21 protein-coding genes and 1 riboswitch are annotated in these 19,036 nt (G+C 70.8%); of the genes, 9 read left to right on the forward strand and 12 right to left on the reverse strand.

The genetic code is table 11. The features are described 5' to 3' along the window. The first annotated feature begins 165 nt into the window (after positions 1-165). On the forward strand, positions 166-1,023 hold the full coding sequence (locus tag ACFU8W_RS01685; protein ID WP_384032034.1) for a GNAT family N-acetyltransferase: 858 nt from the start codon (positions 166-168) through the stop codon (positions 1,021-1,023). Next, positions 1,020-1,877, forward strand: a complete 858-nt coding sequence (locus tag ACFU8W_RS01690) for a lysophospholipid acyltransferase family protein (protein WP_384031247.1) — start codon at positions 1,020-1,022, stop codon at positions 1,875-1,877. Before ACFU8W_RS01685 ends, ACFU8W_RS01690 begins: the two co-directional genes overlap by 4 nt. On the opposite strand, the gene egtD is transcribed toward ACFU8W_RS01690, so the two are convergent. The 4 genes from egtD to egtA are packed head-to-tail and all read right to left on the reverse strand — an operon-like array spanning position 1,820 to position 6,202. Then, positions 1,820-2,782, reverse strand: coding sequence for an L-histidine N(alpha)-methyltransferase (egtD, locus tag ACFU8W_RS01695; protein WP_384031249.1), 963 nt, complete (start codon positions 2,780-2,782; stop codon positions 1,820-1,822). The genes ACFU8W_RS01690 and egtD overlap by 58 nt on opposite strands. Continuing rightward, positions 2,779-3,534, reverse strand: a complete 756-nt coding sequence (gene egtC, locus ACFU8W_RS01700) for an ergothioneine biosynthesis protein EgtC (RefSeq protein WP_345519201.1) — start codon at positions 3,532-3,534, stop codon at positions 2,779-2,781. The genes egtD and egtC overlap by 4 nt, the downstream gene beginning before the upstream one ends. Continuing rightward, complete coding sequence (gene egtB, locus ACFU8W_RS01705; protein ID WP_384031252.1) at positions 3,534-4,868, reverse strand: ergothioneine biosynthesis protein EgtB; 1,335 nt, start codon at positions 4,866-4,868, stop codon at positions 3,534-3,536. Before egtB ends, egtC begins: the two co-directional genes overlap by 1 nt. Then, positions 4,865-6,202 carry an ergothioneine biosynthesis glutamate--cysteine ligase EgtA gene (egtA, locus tag ACFU8W_RS01710; protein WP_384031254.1) on the reverse strand — a complete coding sequence of 446 codons (1,338 nt, stop codon included), beginning with the start codon at positions 6,200-6,202 and terminating at the stop codon, positions 4,865-4,867. The genes egtB and egtA overlap by 4 nt, the downstream gene beginning before the upstream one ends. Positions 6,203-6,350: 148 nt before the next feature. Between egtA and ACFU8W_RS01715 the strand changes: the two genes are divergently transcribed. Then, on the forward strand, positions 6,351-7,205 hold the full coding sequence (locus ACFU8W_RS01715) for a TIGR02452 family protein (RefSeq protein ID WP_384031256.1): 855 nt from the start codon (positions 6,351-6,353) through the stop codon (positions 7,203-7,205). A 97-nt stretch (positions 7,206-7,302) separates the two neighbouring features. On the opposite strand, the gene ACFU8W_RS01720 is transcribed toward ACFU8W_RS01715, so the two are convergent. The 3 genes from ACFU8W_RS01720 to ACFU8W_RS01730 all read right to left on the reverse strand — a co-directional run bounded on the left by ACFU8W_RS01720 (position 7,303) and on the right by ACFU8W_RS01730 (position 9,917). Next, positions 7,303-7,797 (reverse strand): type II toxin-antitoxin system PemK/MazF family toxin, encoded by a 495-nt coding sequence (locus ACFU8W_RS01720; RefSeq protein ID WP_384031258.1) that lies wholly within the window; start codon positions 7,795-7,797, stop codon positions 7,303-7,305. 214 nt (positions 7,798-8,011) lie between these two features. Then, on the reverse strand, positions 8,012-9,529 hold the full coding sequence (locus tag ACFU8W_RS01725) for a flotillin family protein (RefSeq protein WP_384031260.1): 1,518 nt from the start codon (positions 9,527-9,529) through the stop codon (positions 8,012-8,014). 169 nt (positions 9,530-9,698) lie between these two features. Next, positions 9,699-9,917: a hypothetical protein gene (locus ACFU8W_RS01730; protein ID WP_266978230.1), complete on the reverse strand. Its 219-nt coding sequence runs from the start codon at positions 9,915-9,917 to the stop codon at positions 9,699-9,701. Between the two features lie 49 nt (positions 9,918-9,966). Between ACFU8W_RS01730 and ACFU8W_RS01735 the strand changes: the two genes are divergently transcribed. The 3 genes from ACFU8W_RS01735 (at position 9,967) to ACFU8W_RS01745 (ending at position 13,108) form a co-directional block, all read left to right on the forward strand. Further along, on the forward strand, positions 9,967-10,989 hold the full coding sequence (locus tag ACFU8W_RS01735; protein WP_384031262.1) for a LacI family DNA-binding transcriptional regulator: 1,023 nt from the start codon (positions 9,967-9,969) through the stop codon (positions 10,987-10,989). Positions 10,990-11,045: 56 nt separating this feature from the next. Continuing rightward, entirely contained in the window at positions 11,046-11,378 is a 333-nt protein-coding gene (locus ACFU8W_RS01740) for a hypothetical protein (RefSeq protein WP_384031264.1), read from the forward strand. Positions 11,379-11,671: 293 nt separating this feature from the next. Beyond that, positions 11,672-13,108 (forward strand): aldehyde dehydrogenase family protein, encoded by a 1,437-nt coding sequence (locus ACFU8W_RS01745; RefSeq protein WP_384031266.1) that lies wholly within the window; start codon positions 11,672-11,674, stop codon positions 13,106-13,108. 84 nt (positions 13,109-13,192) lie between these two features. Here the strand turns inward: ACFU8W_RS01745 and trxA are convergent, their stop codons facing one another. Further along, a complete protein-coding gene (trxA, locus tag ACFU8W_RS01750; RefSeq protein WP_345519221.1) occupies positions 13,193-13,564 on the reverse strand; it encodes a thioredoxin in 372 nt (123 codons plus the stop codon). A gap of 117 nt (positions 13,565-13,681) precedes the next feature. Between trxA and ACFU8W_RS01755 the strand changes: the two genes are divergently transcribed. After that, the gene (locus ACFU8W_RS01755; protein ID WP_384031268.1) at positions 13,682-15,121 is read left to right on the forward strand and encodes a dihydrolipoyl dehydrogenase family protein; all 1,440 of its coding nucleotides are present in this window, start codon (positions 13,682-13,684) and stop codon (positions 15,119-15,121) included. Positions 15,122-15,279: 158 nt separating this feature from the next. Here the strand turns inward: ACFU8W_RS01755 and ACFU8W_RS01760 are convergent, their stop codons facing one another. The 3 genes from ACFU8W_RS01760 to ACFU8W_RS01770 all read right to left on the reverse strand — a co-directional run bounded on the left by ACFU8W_RS01760 (position 15,280) and on the right by ACFU8W_RS01770 (position 17,027). Next, positions 15,280-15,447 carry a hypothetical protein gene (locus tag ACFU8W_RS01760; RefSeq protein ID WP_384032073.1) on the reverse strand — a complete coding sequence of 56 codons (168 nt, stop codon included), beginning with the start codon at positions 15,445-15,447 and terminating at the stop codon, positions 15,280-15,282. Between the two features lie 201 nt (positions 15,448-15,648). Then, on the reverse strand, positions 15,649-16,143 hold the full coding sequence (locus tag ACFU8W_RS01765; RefSeq protein ID WP_384031270.1) for an Asp23/Gls24 family envelope stress response protein: 495 nt from the start codon (positions 16,141-16,143) through the stop codon (positions 15,649-15,651). Between the two features lie 305 nt (positions 16,144-16,448). Further along, the gene (locus ACFU8W_RS01770; protein WP_384031272.1) at positions 16,449-17,027 is read right to left on the reverse strand and encodes a histidine phosphatase family protein; all 579 of its coding nucleotides are present in this window, start codon (positions 17,025-17,027) and stop codon (positions 16,449-16,451) included. Positions 17,028-17,153: 126 nt separating this feature from the next. Next, positions 17,154-17,304, forward strand: a riboswitch (adenosylcobalamin (AdoCbl) riboswitch). A 2-nt stretch (positions 17,305-17,306) separates the two neighbouring features. Between ACFU8W_RS01770 and ACFU8W_RS01775 the strand changes: the two genes are divergently transcribed. Together ACFU8W_RS01775 and ACFU8W_RS01780 are read left to right on the forward strand one after the other, a co-directional pair. Continuing rightward, positions 17,307-17,525 (forward strand): CbtB-domain containing protein, encoded by a 219-nt coding sequence (locus ACFU8W_RS01775; RefSeq protein WP_384031274.1) that lies wholly within the window; start codon positions 17,307-17,309, stop codon positions 17,523-17,525. Between the two features lie 28 nt (positions 17,526-17,553). Then, positions 17,554-18,327 (forward strand): CbtA family protein, encoded by a 774-nt coding sequence (locus ACFU8W_RS01780; RefSeq protein ID WP_384031276.1) that lies wholly within the window; start codon positions 17,554-17,556, stop codon positions 18,325-18,327. 77 nt (positions 18,328-18,404) lie between these two features. Here the strand turns inward: ACFU8W_RS01780 and ACFU8W_RS01785 are convergent, their stop codons facing one another. After that, positions 18,405-18,902: a GNAT family N-acetyltransferase gene (locus ACFU8W_RS01785; RefSeq protein WP_384031278.1), complete on the reverse strand. Its 498-nt coding sequence runs from the start codon at positions 18,900-18,902 to the stop codon at positions 18,405-18,407. Between the last annotated feature and the right edge of the window lie 134 nt (positions 18,903-19,036).

Here is a 19,036-nt window from a genome sequence, read left to right on the forward strand (position 1 = left end):
CCCGATCCACTGCCCGAACACCTCGGGATTCAGCCGTCGCACATCCAGGCTCTCCGCAGCGGTCATGTCGAATCCAGCCGGTCACGGAAGAAGTAAGGGGCCGGGATGTCGCAGCAGTGCGGCAGCCCGGCAGCCGCCCTTGCCGATCCGTCCCCGGAGACCGCCATGAACGCGCTGCCCACCCCACCGCTCGTCGCCGGCCCTCTCACCTCCACCTCCTTGGTGCCGGAGCAGCCCGCCCCGGCACGGTCCGAAGCTCCCGCGCCGCCGCTCTACCGCGTCTCCCTCGCCGTCACCCAGGACGAGGTGCGGGCCGCCCAGCGGCTGCGCCACCAGGTATTCGCCGGTGAACTCGGTGCCCGGCTGGACGGGCCGGAACCCGGTCTGGACAGCGACGCCTTCGATGCGTACTGCGATCACCTGCTGGTACGGGAGGTGGCGACCGGCGACGTCATCGCCACCTACCGCCTCCTGCCGCCCGACCGGGCCCGTGTTGCCGGACGTCTCTACGCGGAGAGCGAGTTCGATCTCGGCCGGCTCGGACCGATCCGCGACGACCTCATCGAGGTGGGCCGCTCCTGCGTCCACCCGGCCCACCGGGACGGCGCCGTCATCGCCCTGATCTGGGCGGGGCTCGCCCGTTACATGGAGCGCAGCGGGCACAACTGGCTGGCCGGCTGCTGCTCGATACCCCTGGCCGACGGCGGCGTCCTGGCCGCCGACACCTGGGACACCGTACGGGCGAAGTACCTGGCCCCCGAGGAATACTGGGTCACCCCGCACCGCCTCTGGCAGCCCCACGCCGCCACCCGCGCCGGCCGAGCCGCCAGGACCTCCGCGCGCACCGGACTCGCTGCCCTCCCGCCGCTGCTCCGTGGCTACCTCCGGCTCGGCGCCTGGGTCTGCGGGGCGCCCGCGCACGACCCCGACTTCAACGTCGCCGACCTCTACGTCCTGCTGTCGCTGCGCCGCACCGACCCGCGCTACCTGCGCCACTTCCTGTCTCTCGCCCCGCTGACATGAGCGCCTGGCTGCCCACCGCGCCCTGCACGCCACACACATGCGCCGGTCACGACGGTCCGGTGCGCGGCGCCCTTCCGGCCACGGCCCTGCTGCTTGCCGGGTGCACCCTCGTGCTCGTCGGCGCGCTGTGCGCCGCTCCCGTGCTGCTCCTCGGCGCGGGGCAGCGCGACCGGCTGATCCGGTGGTGGGCGTACGCGGTCGTGCGGGCGTTCGGCGTGCGGATTCAGGTGACCGGCGACCCTGCGCCGACGGCCGGGGCGGATCGCGCCGGTGCCCCCGGCGCGCTGGTCGTCGCCAACCACATCTCATGGCTGGACATCCCGCTCGTCGCCGCCGTGTTCCCGGGCCGGATGCTCGCCAAGAGCGAGATCCGGGGCTGGCCGGTGCTCGGCCCGCTCGCCGTGCTCGGCGGCACGCTGTTCGTCGAGCGCGACCGGCTGCGGGCACTGCCCACGACCGTGCGCACCATCGCGGGGGCACTGCGCGGCGGCTCACGGGTGGTGGTCTTCCCCGAAGGCAGCACCTGGTGCGGGCGTGGATCCGGTGGCCGGTTCCGGCCCGCTGTCTTTCAGGCGGCGATCGACGCGGGCGCCGAGGTCCGCCCGGTACGCATCACCTACCGCACCGCGCGGACGGACGGGACCGCGGCCGGCGCCGCCGCGTTCGTCGGTGACGATCCGCTCGCCGCCTCGCTGTGGCGGGTGGTCACGGCGGCCGGGCTGACCGCCGAGATCCGCGTCCTGCCGCCGATCCCCGCGGGCGCCCGGCCCGGCCGCCGTGCTCTCGCCCGTACCGCTCAGACCGCCGTGGCCAGCGACACCGCGAACCGGTCCGCGGAGTCCGTCCACCACTGAGTCAACGTGAGTCCGGCCGAAGCGAGTTCGGCCCGGATCCCCTCCTTGCGGAACTTCGCCGAGATTTCCGTACGCAGTTCCTCACCTGCCGTGAACGGCACCACCAGATCCAATTCCGGGATCTTCACCGTGAGAGCTCTGCGGGCCCGCAGACGCATCTCGATCCACTCCCGCTTCGGGTCCCACAGCGCCACATGGTCGAAGTCCGCCGGGTCGAAGTCGGCTCCCAACTCCCGGTCGACGACCGTCAGCACGTTCTTGTTGAACGCCGCTGTCACCCCGGCCGCGTCGTCGTACGCCGCGACGAGCGTCTCCTCGTCCTTCACCAGATCCGTGCCGAGCAGCAGCGCGTCGCCGGGCGAGAGCAGCGACCGTACCGACTTCAGGAACACCGCCCGCTCGTCCGGCAGCAGATTGCCGATCGTGCCGCCCAGGAACACGACGAGCCGCGGCCCCGGTGTGTCCGGCAGGGTGAGTCCCTCGGTGAAGTCGGCGATCAGCGCATGGATCGAAAGGTCCGGCCGCTCCGCGAGCAGGGTTTCGGCCGCGCCGCGCAGCGCGCTCTCGCTCACGTCGACCGGCACATAGCTGTGCAGCGCGGGCAGCGCGTCCAGCAGGTGCCGTGTCTTCTCCGACGAGCCGGAACCCAGTTCGACCAGGGTCTGTGCCCGGGATGCCGCGGCGATCCCGGACGCGCGGGCGACCAGGATCTCCCGCTCGGCGCGAGTCGGGTAGTACTCGGGCAGCCGGGTGATCTCCTCGAACAGCTCACTGCCGCGTGCGTCGTAGAACCACTTGGGCGGCAGGGTTTTCGGGTGCCTGGTCAGGCCGTGCAGCACATCGGCGCGCAGCGCCGCGTCCGTCGCGTCCGCCGGCAGGGTGCGGGTCAGCTGAATGGGACTCACTCGGTGGGCTCCTTGAGCGGGGTGAGCAGAACGTCGGTGCAGGTCGCGACGAGCAGAGTGCGGTCGGGGACCGTGCGCCAGTGCGGATCGTCGTCGTAGGGCTCCGAGGCCACGACCGCGCTGCGGCCCGGCTCGGTGAGGTACCAGAGGGTGTCTCCCCAGGCCGTCGCCACGATGGTGGTGCCGTCGGTGAGCAGCAGGTTCAGTCGCGAACCGGGCGCCGCCTCCGCGATCTCGCCCACGGTGTCGGCGACGGCCTGCGGTATGTCGTCCCCCTGGGCGATCCTGTGCTGTACGAGTGCCCAGACCAGGGCGGAGTCGCAGCGGGCGGTGAGGGTGAGGAGTTCGGCCGGGGGCAGCGTGGCGGCGAGGGGTGCCAGCGACCCGGGCCAGCCCTTCACCGCGCCGTTGTGGCTGAACAGCAGTCGGCCCGAGGTGAACGGTGCGGCTGCCGCCTCGCCGTCCGCCCCCGGCTCGGTGGCGTCGCGTACGGCGGCCAGCAGCGCCGTGCTCCGCACCACTCTGGCCAGATCGGCGAAGGACAGGTCGGCCCAGATGGGCCCCTGGCGCCGGTAGCGACCGGGCACCGGGTCGCCGTCCGCGTACCAGCCCACCCCGAAACCATCCGCGTTGACCGTCCCGTACTTCTGCTGCCGGGGCTGCCAGGACTGCCGGACCAACGCGTGGGACGGCTGCGCCAGCACAGTGCCGAGCGCAACCGGCGGCCCGACATAAGCAATATGACGGCACATCAGAGATCCCTCACGGTACGGAATCCGGCGAAGATCTGGCGCCGCACCGGCAGGTCCCAGTTGCGGAACGTGCCCCGGCAGGCCACCGCGTCCACGGCGAACGAACCACCGCGCAGGACCTTGTGGTCGGGCCCGAAGAACACCTCCGAGTACTCCCGGTACGGGAACGCCGCGAAGCCCGGATAGGGGAGGAAGTCGCTCGACGTCCACTCCCACACATCGCCGATCAACTGGCGTACGCCGAGCGGTGATTCGCCCGCAGCGTAGGCGCCTGCCTGCGCCGGACGCAGATGGCGCTGGCCCAGATTGGCCCGGTCCGCGGTCGGGTCCTCGTCGCCCCACGGGTAGCGGCGCGAGCGGCCCGAGCCCGGGTCGTGGCGCGCCGCCTTCTCCCACTCGACTTCGGTGGGCAGTCTGCGCCCCGCCCAGCGGGCGTACGCGTCCGCCTCGTACCAGCTCACATGGAGCACCGGCTCGTCGGCGGGCACCGGCTCGGTCACCCCGAACCGGCGGCGCAGCCACTGCCCTGCGTCCCGGTGCCAGAACAGCGGGGCGGTCAGCTCGTGCTCGCGGACCATGGCCCATCCCTCCGGCGCCCACCAGCGCCGTTCGGTGTAGCCGCCGTCCTCGATGAAGCGCTCGTACGCTCCGCAGGTGACCGGTGTCGTGTCGATGAGGAACGCGGGGACGTCGCGCACATGGGCGGGCCGCTCATTGTCGAGGGCCCAGGGTTCGGTGGACGTTCCCATGGTGAACGGGCCGCCGGTCACCAGGACCTCGGCGGGCAGGGAGGCCGCTTCGGTGGGTCGCGGCGGTTCCGGTGCGGTGAGTACGGCCGGACCCGACCTCAGCTGATGAGTGATCAGCATCGTCTCGTCGTGCTGCTGTTCATGCTGGGCGATCATCCCGAAGGCGAAACCCGCGTCCACGAGCGGGCGGCCGCCGGTCAGGGTCGTGCTGTCGAGGATGTCCAGGGCCCGGCCCCGTACCTCCGCCGCGTAGGAGCGGGCCTCGGCCGGCGGCAGCAGCGGCAGGGACGGACGGCTCGCCCGCGGATGTTCGAAGGCGTCGTACAACCCGTCGATCTCGGGCCGCATCGCTTCCCGCCCGGCGACGCCCCGCAACAGCCACAGCTCCTCCTGGTTGCCGATGTGTGCGAGGTCCCACACCAAGGGCGACATCAACGGTGAATGCTGAGCGGTCAGTTCATGGTCGTCCACGCTGTCGGTGAGGAGCGTGGTTCGTTCCCGGGCGGTGAGGAGCGCCGCAAGGGCGCGCCGACGGAGCGCCTCGGTGTCCAGGCCGGTGGCCGAGGGGGTGGGGGAGTGCGTCATGAGCCTGCCTTCTTTCCCGGTTCCGGACGGAGCGTGGCCGCGTGCATCGCCTGCACCGCTTCCCTCGTCAGCAGTCCGGACAGATCATCGGCCGGACATCGCCCCCGGGCGACATAACGGTCGTGGAAATTCGCCACCGCCTCCTGCACGGCATCGTTCGCACCCATCCGGGGCAGCGCTTCGCGGGCCAGCTGGAAGCAGACATCGGCCACCGCCCGCAGTTCGGGGTCGGCCAGGCCGTCACGGGCGGCGCCGGTCCAGAGCGGGTTGCGCGGTGCCGACTGCGGGCCCGCCGTCTCGGCCAGCGGTTTGACGGTGCGGTACACGGTCTCGGCGGCCTCCGGGTCGTCGAACAGGGCGGTGGTGACGGCGAGCGGTACGAGCCATCCGTCGTCACCCGGCTGCGCGTCGATCATGCGCAGTTCGAGATGTCCGCGTGGGCGCACCGGCGGAAAGAGCGTGCTGATGTGGTAGTCGAGATCAGCGCGCACCGGCGGCCGTGGCGCGCCCGCACGGATCCAGTCGCGAAAGGTCAGATCCTCCGGGACGGCCCATGGCCCCTCGCCGCCCCGTATGCACATCACGGGGGTGTCGAGCACATGCGTGGCCCAGGCGTCCCGCGGGGCCAGATGACCCGGCGGCGCCAGACTTCGTACCGGATCGAGATCCGCCCAGATCGACTGACGGGTGGACCGCAGCCCCGTCGGCCGACCCTGTTGGTACGGCGAGTTGGCGAACGTCGCCACCAGCACCGCACCCAGCAGATGCGACAGCTGCCAGCGCCGCCCGTAGCCCAGTGGCCCCGGCTCCTCCTCGCCGGCGTCCAGACAGACCTGGACGGATGCGGTGGTGCACATCATGGCGCGGCCGGCCGTACCCGACCGGTCGAGCGAGACCTCCATGGCGTCGTAGCGGGGTTCGTGCAGCAGACGGTGCGGCGGATGCCAGGGATCGACGCCGAAACCGACGGGTGCGAGGTCCTCCGCGTCGAGGGCGGCACGTACGGCGGCCAGATCGGTGGTCATGGCATCGACGCAGGCCATCAGGGAGTCGGCGGGGCGCGAGCTGAGCTCCAGCTGGCCGCCCGGTTCGAAGGTGAGCGCCGCACTCAGCGGCAGTGCGCGTACAGCGGCGACAGCCGCGTGGAGACGGTCGTGGGGGACCGGCGTCCGGGGGTGGTCACGGTCGTGTATGAGCCATTCGAGCTCGACACCGACCGTGCGGGGCGGGCCCGTCTTGAAGCAGATACATCGCAGTAAATCCTCCGCCTCCCCCTCGCCGAGGGGCTGGTTGTACTCGGCCGGACCGTGGCCGACAGGTGCGTCCGGTGACATTCCGGGGCCTCCTTCTTCGGTGCGTCCGTACCACCCAAACCCGTGCCAGGAGATCGCACAAGGGGGCCCCTGCGCGAAAGAAATTCGGTTGCATCCGGGCCTCGGAAACACTGACCATGCCCCGTATGCACCACACGGGGGAGTATTGATGAGCGCACGGCTTCGCGCCATCGCAAGAGAGACCGAGACCATCGTGGAAGAGGGGCGATACCGCACCCCCGCGGGGCGTGAGGTCAGTATCGAGCGTGCTCTGGCCGCTGCGCTCTCCGGGACCCGGCTGTACGGGCCCGAGCCGGTGCCCGTCGCCGTTCTGGACTCCGACCGCGCCACGGTTGTCGAGGTCACCGGCGAGAGCAGCCTGCAAGCGGCGCGCCGGATGACGGGCGAAGGGCCCGGCAAGGTCGCCGTGCTCAACTTCGCCTCCGCCCGTAACCCCGGCGGCGGCTACCTCAACGGCGCGCAGGCCCAGGAGGAGGCGCTCTGCCGCAGCTCGGCGCTCTACGCCACCCTGCTGCGCGCCCCCGACCACTACGCCCACCACCGCGCCGAACGCAGCGCCTTCTACACCGACCGGGTCATCCACTCACCCGGCGTACCGGTGTTCCGGGACGACCGGGGGCGCCTGCTGGACATCCCGTACACCGTGGGCTTCCTCACCTCGCCCGCACCCAACGCCGGAGTGATCCGCAGCCGGACCCCCGAGGAGGCCCCGCGCATCCCCGCCGCGCTCGCGTCCCGCGCCGAACGGGTGCTGGAGGTCGCTGCGGTGCGCGGATACCGCAGGCTGGTGCTCGGCGCCTGGGGCTGCGGCGTGTTCCGTAACGATCCGGCGCAGGTGGCCCGTGCCTTCCGGGAGCTGCTCACCGACGGGGGCAGGTTCGCCGGGCATTTCGAGCAGATCGTCTTCGGCATCCTCGACCGCGGTCCTGAATCGGCCACTCGTACCGCATTCGCTCGCGCGTTCGAACAGGCGGTGCGGCCGTCGGGACCGGATACTCCCTGACCTTGCCGTTGAGCCGGAGCGGTGGACGTCGACCGACACGGTGACGTTGGGCCAGAGGGGTCAACGTCAGCAGCATGACGGCCCCCGACCCCGCCGGTCAGTGCCAGCCGTAACGCTCCCGCAGCCGGTCGGCGACCAGATCGAACCGGTCCCGGTCCAGAGCGCACGCCTCGCGCCGCATGCCGTCCTCATGCACCCGCAGCACCCGGTCCAGATCGACCCAGGACGGCCGGCCCGAGCTGTCCCACGGCCCGGCGCCGAGAGCCACCCACTCGCGGTCCCGGTCGTGCTGCTTGCTGGAGAGGTGCACCGCGAGCAGCGTGCCTGCCGCCTCCCGGGCCACCACCAGCACCGGGCGGTCCTTGCCGCGCCCGTCGTTCTCCTCGAAGGGCACCCAGGTCCAGACGATCTCGCCGGGGTCGGGATCACCGTCGCGGTCGGGGGCGTACGAGGTGCGGACCGGGCCCACGTCGTGCGGGTCCGCCTCGACGGTCGCGGCGGGGCCGGAGCGCCCGGGGAAGTCGGCCGAGCCGTCGGCGGCGCGGGTGGAGCCCGAGAGGTACGTGCTGTCTGAACGGTGAGGGAAGGTCATCGGAACACCGTAGGTGCTGACCGGCCCATTTCGTGGGACCGGGTCCGCCGAACGGACAGCAGTCCCTGACCGCGGTCGGCACCCGTCGGCCGGTACTGCGTCGGCACGGGGTGGTCGACACGGAGCTGTGGGCGCCACATGCCGAGGACCGGAGCCGTGGCCTGTCCTCGCCCGTGGATGACGGACGAGGACCGGCCACACCTACCGGGAGCGATCAGGAGGACAGGTTCCCCTCCTGATCACCCGTCACCGGAATGCGTTCCTTGCGCGGCGACGGCGGCACGGTGGGCGTGACACCGTTGACCGGCGCCGAGGCCCCTGCCGTCCCGCCCTTCTCGCTCATCGTCGAAAGCAGCTGCCGGGCCAGACCCAGCCCTGTGCCACCCATCGTCAGCGCCTTCGCGAACATATCCGACATCCCGTCGGCGCCGTTCAGCAGCACCATGTGGTCCACACTGCTAAAGGCTCCAGCGCCCGCCTCGACGATCTCCGGCCACTTCTCCGCCAACTGCTGGGCGACGACGGCCTCCTGATTCTCCGCGAGGGCAGCAGCACGTGCTTTGATCGCTTCGGCCTCGGCCAGCCCCTTGGCGCGGGTCGACTCGGCCAGCGCCAGCCCCTTGGCCTGCGCCGCCGCTGCCTCCGCCTCACCGGTCGCCCGGGTCGCCGACGCGGCCGCGGCGCCGCGCGCCTTCGTGGCCTCGGCCTCCGCCATCGCCGCCGTCTTGACCCGGTTGGCCTCGGCGATCGCGGCGAGCTCCGTCTCCTTCGCATGCGCCTCGGCAGCCGAGATCCGGGCGTCGCGCTCACCCTCCGCCAGCGTCCGCTTCTCGTAGGCCTGGGCATCCGCGGGCTTCCGTACGTCCGCCTGCAGCTGCTGCTCGCGCCGCTGGGCCTCCAGTTCGGCGACCCGGGTCTCCTGGACCACGACCTCCTGCCTGGCCGCCGCGTCGGCGAGGGGTCCCGCCTGTCGCGACTTGGCCGCGGCCTTGTCCCGCTCGGCCTGATACCCGGCCTGCAGGATCTCGCTGTCGCGGGTCGCCTCAGACATCCGGGCGGCGGCCTGCTGCTCCGCCTCGGTGGCCCGCCGGTTGGCCTCGGCCTGCGCGATCCGGGCGTCCCGCTGCACCGCCGCGGCATGCGGCATGGCGAGATTCTTGATGTATCCGGTCGGGTCCTCGATCTCATGGATCTGCAGCGAGTCGACGATCAGCCCGAGTTTCTCCATCTCGGTGCCGCACGCCGCCCGGGTCTGACCGGTGAGCTTCTCCCGGTCCCTGATCATGTCCTCGACGGTCAACCCGCCGACGATGGAACGGAGATGACCGGCGAACACGTTGTGCACCCGCTCCGACATCATCTTCTGCTGATCGAGGAATCGACGGGCCGCATTGGCGATCGACACGAAGTCGTCGCCCACCTTGAAGATGACAACACCGCGCACCCGCAGAGGAATCCCCTGATGCGTGACGCAATCGACGGACAGTTCCGTTTCGTTGAGATCCAGCGACATCTTCCGTACCGCCTGCACGCCCGGCAGGACGAGCGTGCCGTGCCCGGTGACGATGCGGAACCCCATGCCCTGTCCGAGGCCCTCGGTCTTGTGCTTGGAACCGGAGATGACGAGTGCTTCGTTCGGCTCGGCCACCCGCCACATGAGCTTGAACAGGCCGATCAACACAATGATGGCAGCGAGTACGAGACCCGCCGCGACGCCGATGACCATCGGCATGCGCCCCCTTGGAGGAGCTCGCAATTTTGGCAGCTCCCCTTATCGCAGTACCCCGTCGGCACTGCTGAACAGAGGGAGTCTTCTCCTGCGCGCGACGGCGGAGAAGAGGTGTGCGCAACCTTGCCGCAATCTTGACTGCCGCACGCCGGACGCCGGTCCTTCACGCACCTCAACTGTCGTAAGCAGGAGCCACATAGACCGTGCGCGGCGGCAGATACTCGATCACCGTCACCACCGTCCCCGGCTCGATGCGGACCCCCGGCGGGGCGGGATGGGCGAGGAAGTGCTCGGCGCCCCCACGGATCTGAACGATCACCTCACCGACCAGACCCGGCCCCACGGTCCCGGTCACCCTGCCGAGCAGCCCCACCATCGACGAGTCATCCATGCCCCGGAGCGTACCCACCTCGATGCGGTCTGGAAGACTGCCCGACGCCATGAGCCAGTTACCCAAGCAGCCCACCGAAGGCCCCGTCCCGACCAGCGCCGACGTGGCGCGGCTCGCCGGAGTCTCGCGGGCCACCGTGTCGTACGTACTCAACAACAACCCCACCGTCCGGATCAGCGAGTCCACCCGCCGCCGGGTCAGGGAGGCTGCCTCCGAACTCGGCTATGTGCCGCACGCGGCGGCCCGGAGCCTGCGCGCCGGACACACCCGGACGGTGCTGATGCCCACCGGGGACCACCCGGCCGGTCCGCTCCACCACCGCTTCCTCCACGAACTCGAATCCGGGCTGCGCCGCCTCGACTACACCGTGGTCCAGCACGGGAGCCTCGGTCTGGACGCCGACGAAGCCGCCCGGGCCTGGGCCGAACTCCGCCCCGTCGCCGTGATCGCACCCGGCGGGGTCGCGCTCACCCCGCAGGGCATAGCCGTACTGCGACGCTCCGGCGCCAAGGCGGTGATCACCCTCGGCCCGCAACCGGTGGACGGCGCCCACGCCCTGGTCATGGACCAGCGGGAGGTCGGCAGTTGCGCGACCGGACATCTGCTGCAACGCGGACGACGCCGGATCGGCGTGGTCATGCCCGAGGAACCGGGCCTCGCCCCGTTCGCCGAACCGAGGCTGTCCGGAGCCCGCCGGGTGGCGGCCGATGTCGGAGCCCTCGTCGAACCGTTGCCCCTGCGGTACGACGAGGAGTCGGCCGACGCGCTCGCCGCCCGGTGGCGCACGCTCGGACTCGACGCCGTGTTCGCATACAACGACGCCTACGCGATGCTCCTGATGCGGGCCCTCCAGGACGCGGGCATCGAGATACCGGCTGAGACGGCCGTGGTGGGCGCCGACGACCTGCTGCTCGGCAGGCTGCTGAGGCCCCGGCTGAGCAGTGTGCGGATGGAGCTGGCGGCGTCGCAGCCACTGGCTGACCTCGTCGACCGGCTGGTGCGGCATCCGGGAGGCGTGCCGGAGCGCCATGATCTGCTGAGGGCGCGGGCGATCCCCCGGGAGTCCAGCTGAGGCGGGTTCAGCGCGGCAACGTGCGCGTCGCGCGTCGCTTGCCTAGCGTCATGACCATGAGCCAACCGCAGAGCTACGAGATCCTGCTGGTCCCCAAGTTCACCGAAGGCCCCGCTGAGGCCCCGAAGGCCAAGGGCGCCTCCGAGGCCTCCGGAACCTCCGAGTCCGCCGACGCCGGCGATGTGCGGTCCGTCGGGGCCCCCATCCGCTCTGCCGTTGTGGAGGCCACCGGCGAGACGGGGGCGTCGGGCTACCCCCGGTACGCCGGGGAGGGCATGGTGGCGGACATCGATCCGGCGACCCACACCGTGGAGGCGCTGCTTGTCGACGGTGCCGAACTGGACATCGGGCTCTCGGTCAGGATCTCGGAGCGGACCGCCGACAGCTGACCGTCGATGGTGGCAACTGCTGTGCATGAGGCTGGAGTTGGGCAACCCGCTCGTGTGTGACGTCCGCACCGTTCCATGCGCGCCAAAGGGAGCAGCAGTTCGATCAATTCCCTTTTCGTTCGGTGTGGCGTGACTACGATGTTGCACGTTCAACCGGGCGAGATCACGTTCGATGGCCGAACGCAGCTCGCACGGCTGCGCCGGATCGCGTAGTCCCGCGAGGCCGCGGCCGCACACTTCGCGCGCCCCACCGCATGGGACCACCCCTCGAACCGATCGACTGGAGAGTCTTCATGTCCCTGCTCGACCCCAAAGCCTGGCAGTCCCGCACGCTCGCGGGAGGTGAGTCGGACGTCGTCGAGCCCGCCACCGGCGAGGTCCTCGGACACGTCACCCTCGCCGCGCCCGAGGACATCGCGGCAGCCGCCGAGGCCGCGGTCGCCGCCCAGTCAGCCTGGGCCCGAACCCCGCACTTCGTGCGCGCGGCCGTCCTGCGCCGGGCCGGTGACCTGTTCACCGCCCACGCCGACGAGCTGCGCGAATGGCTCGTACGGGAGTCCGGATCGATCCCCGGCAAGGCCGACTTCGAGCTCCACGTCGCCGCCCAGGAGTGCTACGAAGCCGCAGCGCTCGCCTCCCGGCCGGCCGGTCAGGTCCTGCCCAGCGAGGACCAGCGGCTCTCCTACACCCGCAGGGTCCCGGTCGGCGTCGTCGGCGTCATCGCCCCGTTCAACGCGCCGTTGATTCTGTCCATCCGGTCCGTCGCGCCCGCACTCGCCCTCGGTAACGCGGTTCTCCTCAAGCCCGACCCGCGCACCGCGGTCTGCGGCGGACTCTCACTCGCCGCGGTCTTCGCCGAGGCCGGACTCGACGAGAACCTGCTGCACGTCCTGCCCGGCGGCGCCGAGGCCGGACAGGCGCTCGTCGCCGAACCTCGCGTCCCGGTCATCTCCTTCACCGGCTCCACCACGGCGGGCCGCGCCGTCGGCGAGGCCGCGGGGCGGCTCCTCAAGCGTGTCCACCTCGAGCTCGGCGGCAACTCCGCCCTCGTCGTCCTGGAGGACGCCGACCTGGAAGGCGCTGTGGCCCAGGCGACCTGGGGCTCCTTCTTCCACCAGGGCCAGATCTGCATGACCACCGGCCGCCACCTCGTCCACGCCTCGCTGCACGACGAGTACGTCGAGCGGCTCGCCGCGAAGGCGGAGGCGCTGGCGGTCGGCGACCCGCACCGTGAGCAGGTCCATCTCGGCCCGGTCATCGACCGCGGCCAGCTCGGCAAGATCCACCGGCTGGTCGAGTCGAGCACCGCGCGGGGCGCGAAGCTCGCGGCGGGCGGCACTCACCGCGACCTGTTCTACCGGCCCACCGTCCTCACCCACGTCGACGGCCGGACGCCCGCATACGCGGAGGAGGTCTTCGGTCCGGTCGCCCCCGTGCGGTCCTTCGACACCCTGGACGAGGCCGCGGCGCTGGCCGCCGACAGCCCGTACGGGCTGTCGCTCGGCATCGTCACCCGCGATACCGCCCTCGGCCTGGAACTCGCCGACCGGATCCCGACCGGCATCGCCCACATCAACGACCAGACGGTGAACGACGAGGCGGTCGCACCCTTCGGCGGCATCGCCGCGTCAGGCACCGGGGCGCGCTTCGGAGGCGAGGCCAACCTGGAGGCCTTCACCGACCTGCGCTGGACGACCGTCCGCCGCGAACCGTCCGGCCACCCCTTCTAGGAGGAGCTCAAGGGTGGCGGGCACGCCGCAGGGGTCCGGCCGGTTCGCCGGCCGGACCCCTGCGGCGTCGCTCGCCCGCGCTGCCTACTTCTCGCCCTTCTGCTGGTCCGCGATGGACTTGCGGACCTCGTCCATGTCCAGCTTGCGGGCCTGCCCGATGATGTCCTCGAGCGCCGTCTCCGGCAGGGCCCCCGGCTGGGAGAACACCGCGACATTGTCCCGGACGATCATCAGGGTCGGAATGGACCGGATCTCGAAGGCCGCCGCCAGTTCCTGCTGCGCCTCCGTGTCGACCTTGGCGAAGACCAGGTCGCCGTGGCGCTCGGACGCCGCGTCGTACACCGGCGCGAACTGCCGACACGGGCCGCACCAGGAAGCCCAGAAGTCGATCAGGATGAACTCGTTCTCGCTGACGACCTGATCGAAGTTTTCCTTGGTGAGCTCTACGGTGCTCATGCTCTCGTTACCTCTTCCTGTGCCCGTTCGGACGTGTCCGGCACAACGGTGCCCGGTTCTGCGCTATTCCGCCTGCCCATGTGGCCGGGGCTCACACCCCCGGTCAGACTGTCCCCCATGACAGATGCTGTGGAGAACGCTGTGTACGACGTCGTGGTGATCGGTGCGGGGCCTGTGGGTGAGAACGTGGCGGACCGGACCCGGGCTGCCGGACTGTCCACGGCGGTCGTCGAGACGGAGCTCGTCGGCGGCGAGTGCTCGTACTGGGCGTGCATGCCGAGCAAGGCGCTGTTGCGCCCGGTCGTGGCCCGCGCCGATGCGCGCAAGGTCCCCGGACTCAGCGCGGCTGTTCAGGGCCCCCTGGACGCGGAGGCCGTTCTCGCCCACCGTGACGACTACGCCTCGCACTGGAAGGACGACGGACAGGTCGCCTGGCTGAAGGGGATCGGGGCGGACCTCTACCGGGGTCAGGGACGCCTGACGGGTACGAAGGCGGTCTCCGTCACAGGCCCTGACGGCTCCGAACACCGGCTGACCGCCCGGCACGCCGTCGCCGTCTGCACCGGCAGCCGCGCCGTCGTTCCCGACCTTCCCGGAGTCGCCGACGCCCGCCCCTGGACCAGCCGCGAGGCGACCAGCGCCAAGGAGGTGCCGGGCCGACTGGTGATCGTCGGCGGGGGAGTCGTCGGCGTGGAGATGGCCACCGTCTGGCAGGCTCTCGGCGCGCACGTGACGATGCTGATCCGCGGCAAGGGGCTGCTGCCGAAGATGGAGCCGTTCGCGGGCGAGCTGGTCGCCGAGGCCCTCACCGAGGCCGGAGCCGACATCCGTACGGGCGTCTCCGCCACCTCCGTGCGACGTGCCGGCCCCGACGGGCCGGTCACCGTGGAGCTGGACAACGGCGAGCGCATCGAGACCGACGAGATCCTCTTCGCCACCGGCCGTGCCCCGCGCACCGACGGCCTCGGGCTGGAGACGGTGGAACTGAAGCCCGGATCCTGGCTGAAGGTCGACGACAGCTGCCGCGTCGAGGGCAGCAACTGGCTGTACGCAGTCGGCGACGTCAATCACCGGGCGCTCCTCACCCACCAGGGCAAGTACCAGGCCCGCATCGCGGGTGCCGCGATCGCAGCCCGAGCGCAGGGCACCGCGCCGCTGTCGACCGAGCGCTGGGGCGCACACGCAGCCACCGCCGACCACGCGGCCGTCCCCCAGGTCGTCTTCACCGACCCGGAGGCCGCTTCCGTCGGGCTCACCCTCGCCGCGGCCGAGCGCGCCGGGCACCGGGTCCGCGCCGTCGACCATGACCTCGCCGCCGTCGCCGGCTCCGGACTGTACGCGGACGGCTATCGGGGCCGCGCGCGCATGATCGTCGACCTCGACCGCGAGATCGTACTCGGCGTCACCTTCGTCGGCCCCGGCATCGGCGAGCTGCTGCACTCGGCGACGGTCGCCGTTGCGGGTGAGGTCCCCATCGACCGGCTCTGGCACGCGGTCCCCGCCTATCCGACGATCAGCGAGGTGTGGCTGCGCCTGCTGGAGGCGTACCGCGGCTGAGTACGGCTGGTGAGCCGGTGCGTCGGCGACGGGTCCCGACGTCCCCCGGAGGGACGTCGGGACCCGTCTCCGGGGTGCGTCGTCCCGCGCAGATGCACGCTGCACCTACGTCCCCGAAGTGCCGGTCAGCTCGCGGGGCGAAGCGTTCTTTCCGCCTCTCACCAGTAGTGGCGCCGTCCACCGATCCCGTGGCCGACAGCACCGAGAATCCAGAGGACCGCACCGATCAGCACGAGTGCGACGCCGATGGTCCACAAGAAGGAAATTCCGGCCACCATGCCGATCACGAGCAAAATGACTCCGAGGACGATCATTGCGTCCCCCAATCTTTCAGGGCCACCTTCGAGTATGCGCCGGAGGGCATGTCCCCGCGTGGCGGACGACCGCTCTGGCCCGTAGTGCCGTCCAAGGCCGGGAATCCCTGGCCGGGAGGACCGCAGTGGATCACACGGGACAGCCGGGGTTTCGGGCCGACGAGGCGGTCCGACGGGCCTTCTCGACCACGCGCGATCCGGTCCGGCGAACCGCTACGCGACCCGCCTCTCCGGCGCCTGCTGTTCCTCTTCCTCGTCGGGCAGCTTCACGTCGGTCACCAGGATGTTGACCTCCACGACCTCCAGGCCGGTCATCCGCTCGATGGCGGCGATCACTTCGGTCCGGACGTCGCCCGTGAGCTCGACGATCGGGTATCCGTATTCGACGATGATCGACAGGTCGACCGCCGTCTGGACCTCGCCGACCTCGACCTTGACACCGCTGGTGACGGATTGACCTCCCGCTCCGGGCACCCGCTCCCGCACGGCCCCCATGCCGCGGGCGAATCCCCCTCCCATGCCCTGGACTCCGGGCACACCCCGGGCCGCCAGTCCGGCGATCTTCGCCACCACACCGTCGGCGATCGTGGTTCGGCCCCGCGACCCGGGTTCCGTTCGGCGGTTTCCACCGTGCGGTCCCGCTTCGTGCGTGGCCTCTGATTGCGAGCGGGTGGTTTCGGGCCGCTTCACCTGTGTTTGATCGGTCATGGTCGGTCGCCCTTCCGAAGAGAAGGTGGGTTCGAACGCCTTGGCCATTTTACGTACCATTTGTCCGCATCGCTCGAGCGGTACGGGTGTATGGGCGGACCCACGGACGGGCCCCGCGCGGAGAGGAGGGGCGGGTGGGCGGACTGCCCCTTCTCGTCCTCACACCTTCCTGGGCTCCGTCTCCACGCCCGCTTCGGTCTCTCCGTCGACGGACTCGAACAGACCGACCGGTCGCCGGAGAGATGCTGTGACCTGACGTCACGGGCGGGGCGGGCCGGTCCGGCGGTGTGAAGGACGACGCCGGGTTACGGGGCGACGGTTCCGGCGCTCAGGGACCGCCCGCAGCGCAGGTTCCAGCGGCCGGACCGGCCGCTGAGCTCGGTCAGCGTCAACGGGGCGACGTCCAACCGCCAGAACGCCTGCGGCGGAAGGCCCAGCGCATGCACGATCGCAGCGCGCACCACTGCGGGTTCGACCACGGCGATCACGCGGCCGTCACCGGCGCCGTCCCGATGCAACGAGTCCAGCCAGCCGCCTACTCGCGCACACAGGTCCAGCAGCGACTCACCGCCGTGCGGTGCCGCCGAAGGGCCGGACAGCCAGTCCGACACCGCCTCCGGCTCGGCCTCGCTCACCTCAGCCAGCCGCCGCCCGCTCCAGCGCCCCAAGTCCCAGCCACGGAGGGACGGTTCGGGCTCGGACCGCAGCCCCAGCGCCTCGGCGGTCCCGGCGCACCGCTCGTCCGCGCCGCACACCCGGCGGTCGGCGGCAGGCACCGCGTCCGCGGCCGCACGCGCCCGCCGGACACCGGACGCGTCGAGCGGGGCGTCGCCGTCGAAACGGGCTTCACGCAGCGCCGCATTGAGCGCCGGTGAGATCAACATCACCTGTACCGTCAACACCGGTGTCAACTCCCTGAACTGTGGACTCTCGGGTAAGCACACCATGGCCTCCGGGTCTTCCGGCCCCGCGGATGGCGCCATGGCGGCGGGTGCCCGCAGGCGGTATGGTCGCGACGAACATGACGACGGTGTGATGGAAGTCCGGTGAGAATCCGGCACGGTCGCGCCACTGTGAACCCGTACCTGTACGGGAAGTCAGACCCGGCACTGTCGTCTTCAGGCACCACGATCGGGACGCGTGTTCCCTCAGGAGGTTCTGCCATGGCACAGACTGCTGCCCCCGCAAGCGTTGCAACACCCGCCATCACCCCCATCTCGCTGAAGGCCATTGCCCCGTGGGCGGTCTTCTTCGGCATCCTCATGCTCGTCCTCCTGTACTTCGTCGGCGCCGAGCAGGGTGCCACCGCCCTCATTTCCGGCGAAGGTGTCCACGAGTGGGTTCACGACGGTCGCCACCTGCTCGGTTTCCCCTGCCACTGACACGCTGCGCACCTCAGGGGAACCCCTCATGAACTCCATATCCGTCAGAGCCCTGCTCGTCCGCGGCATGCTGGCCGGACTTACCGCGGGCGCGCTCGCTCTTGCGGTCGCCTACTTCCTCGGTGAATCCCGGGTGAACGCGGCGATCGCCCTCGAAGAGGCTCACAGCCACGACCACGGCGGCGGCGAGGAGCTCGTCAGCCGCACCATGCAGTCCACCGCGGGTCTCGCCACCGGTGTCCTGGTCTTCGGCGTGGCTATCGGCGGCATCGCCGCGCTGGTCTTCTGCTACGCCCTCGGCCGCATCGGCAGGTTCGGCCCGAGGGCCACGGCCGCATTGATTGCGTTCGGTGCCCTGCTGACCGTGTATGTCGTGCCATTCCTCAAGTACCCGGCCAATCCGCCGGCTGTCGGAAACCCCGACACGATCGGCCAACGCACCACCCTGTTCTTCCTGATGGTCGCCCTCAGCGTGCTGCTGGCCGTCGCTGCCGTCATCTTCGGCAAGCGGCTGGCTCCCCGCCTCGGCAACTGGAACGCGTCCATTGCGGCGTCCGCCGCCTATGTGCTCGTCATCGGGCTGGCCTACGCCTTCCTGCCCTCGTTCAATGAGGTCGGAAAGGACTTCCCGGCCAGTCTGCTGTGGGAGTTCCGCCTCGCCACTCTCGCCGTTCAGGCCACGCTGTGGACCACTTTCGGTCTGGTCTTCGGCTATCTGACCGAGCGACTGCTCGTGCCGAAGACCGGTGCGATGACGTCCGGGGGCGGTACCACGTCCCATGCGGGCGCCGCTGCGAGCTGAGGCGCCGGCCGACTCGTCGGCCGTATGACGGCAGAACCCGCCGGAGCGTCCCGGCGGGTTCTGCCCCTGAGCTCCTCTTATACGGCGTCCGTCGCGGCGGTGGCTTCAACCACGTACGTCACCTCCGTTGTGTCCGGCACCTCCGGCGTGTCCGACCATTCGACGATGAAGTACTTGACCCGGTCGTCCGCCCTGACGAAACGCATGCCTGCCGCCACCATGACGCGCTGGGACGCGATGTTGTCGAGGTCGGCATCGCCGTTCACGGCGGCGATGCCCTCGTCGCGGGCGAACTCCAGCAGCGCTCGCAGCGCCTCGGAGGCGTACCCCTTGCCGCGCGCCGCAGGGGTCAGGCCGTAGCCGATCGTCACCTGCCCCTCCGCGTTCGGAGCGCCGTGAAAGCCCACTCCGCCTATGGCGTGCCCGTCCTGGCGGAGGCGGATCTCGTAGGCGCCGAACGGCTGGGGGTTGCCGGAGTCGGCGCAATGCTCCAAGAAATGCCTGGCCCCGGCCGTGTCGCCGTCGGTGGGGTACTCCGGTGCCCATAGGGCACCCGGCCCCGGACGGTGGGCCACTACGTTTTCCGCCTCGGCGGGACTCAACGGGTGGAGTACGAGTCGAGGTGTCACAAGATCTCCCATGACCCGTCGGACTATCACGGCGGCGACCTTCGGCGCACCGGAATTATCGGAATTTTTGCTGCCTGAAG

Source organism: Streptomyces sp. NPDC057565 (assembly GCF_042801455.1).
Taxonomy (GTDB): domain Bacteria; phylum Actinomycetota; class Actinomycetes; order Streptomycetales; family Streptomycetaceae; genus Streptomyces; species Streptomyces yanii.